Below are 1,550 nucleotides of genomic sequence, written 5' to 3' on the forward strand. Positions count from 1 at the left end.
TTGGCGATACTCAGTGTTGAGTAACCGGTATCGGACAATCTGTGCGACAGGTCGACAGCGGTATTATTCAGTATCAGATTATCGAGGTTGGAATCATCCGTGACATTCCAGCGGCTGTTGTCCATGGCGACATTCAGCAGGCCACCATTGACGTTATCGCTGTAGGCGCTTCCGGTCCACTGTGAGCCGGAGGCCATATCCATATTGATCAGCCCGCCCCGGGACTGAATACCGCCGTTAATCAGCATGTTAGCCGTTGCATTAATCCGGCTGGCGGTATGGCCGTCATTGTGCTGAGTGGCAATGGCTACCTGATCCGCAGTTGCCATATTAATAGTCAGGTCGCCCGTCAGATCAATCTGGCTGCTGGTCATGGCATAGACACCATACGCTCCGGCAGCACCGGTTACCGTGATATTTTTACCGGTTATGACACCGCCACCCAGTGCCCATAACCCCCGCGTCTGGCTTCCATTGCGATCAACGGTAATATCCGTGTTTATCAGGTTAATTTTAGCATTGTTAGATTGAGAAGATGCCCCGTAAGATCCACCTGAAAAAATGGTATTACGGTTATCTGCCGTACCGATAAAATTAATGGTTCCACCGGAACCATAAGCAACCAAGCCTCCGGCCGATTCAGAGGAAAAATGGCTGCCTGCACCAATATCGGCAATCCCGGTGTAAACATCCAGTGCAGTGGAGCGATCCCCCCGGGCAATAATTGTCAGTGCATCTGCTTTGATTTTACCAAGGCTCCAGATACCCAAGTTATTGTAGCCGTTAGTCATAATTTTGCTGCCGGTACCCAGATCAACAATCGAGTTTTTCTGGATATTCATGCCGTATGCACTGGTTCCCTGCGTGTTGATAGTCAGGTTGGTGGCAGTTAAATAAGCAGGACCTTCGGATTCGGTGCCATTCAGGCCGTCGATCCAAACACCATGGCTACCTGAACCGTTGGTTTTGATTGTGCTGCCGCTACCTAAGTTAGCGTTGCTGCCGTAATCCCCAATATACAAGCCAACACCACTCCCACCTTTGGTTTCAATAGAGAGATGATCAGCTGTTAGGGTTGAGGCATCATTAATCGCCACTCCAGGTGCCGATCCACTACTTCCTTCAACTTTAACACTGGTGCCTGTTCCCAGGTCGGCTTGTGTTTTTCTATCAAGGTCAATACCGACGGCACTTTTACCGTTCACATTCACGGATAAGCCATTGGCGTTTAATACACTATTACTTCCCCTAATAACCACACCCTTAGCATACGTGGAGGTGTCTGTCACGTTAACAGTCACATTATTACCGAGATTAATGGTTCCCGAACCATTGCCATAGGAGTTAAAAACACCATAGCGGTTTCCGGAGCCATCAAAGGCATCGCCGATAATCCGGTCACCGTCGTTAACTGTAATACTGACTCCACTCTGACTACCTATATCCGCAGCCAGGGCTGTCTGCAAACAGACCACAGTACTCAGGCTAATAAGCCCGACAACAGTTAGCCGGCCCCGTAGTGGTAGGATAGTACCTTCAGAATAAGAAGA

1 pseudogene is annotated in these 1,550 nt (G+C 49.2%); it reads right to left on the minus strand.

What is annotated here, in order from left to right:
- Positions 1 to 1,550, minus strand: a pseudogene (locus tag AAZR23_RS20625) (autotransporter outer membrane beta-barrel domain-containing protein); the annotation flags it as partial.

This window comes from Morganella sp. Je.2.23, from assembly GCF_051129855.1.
Lineage (GTDB): Bacteria > Pseudomonadota > Gammaproteobacteria > Enterobacterales > Enterobacteriaceae > Morganella > Morganella sibonii.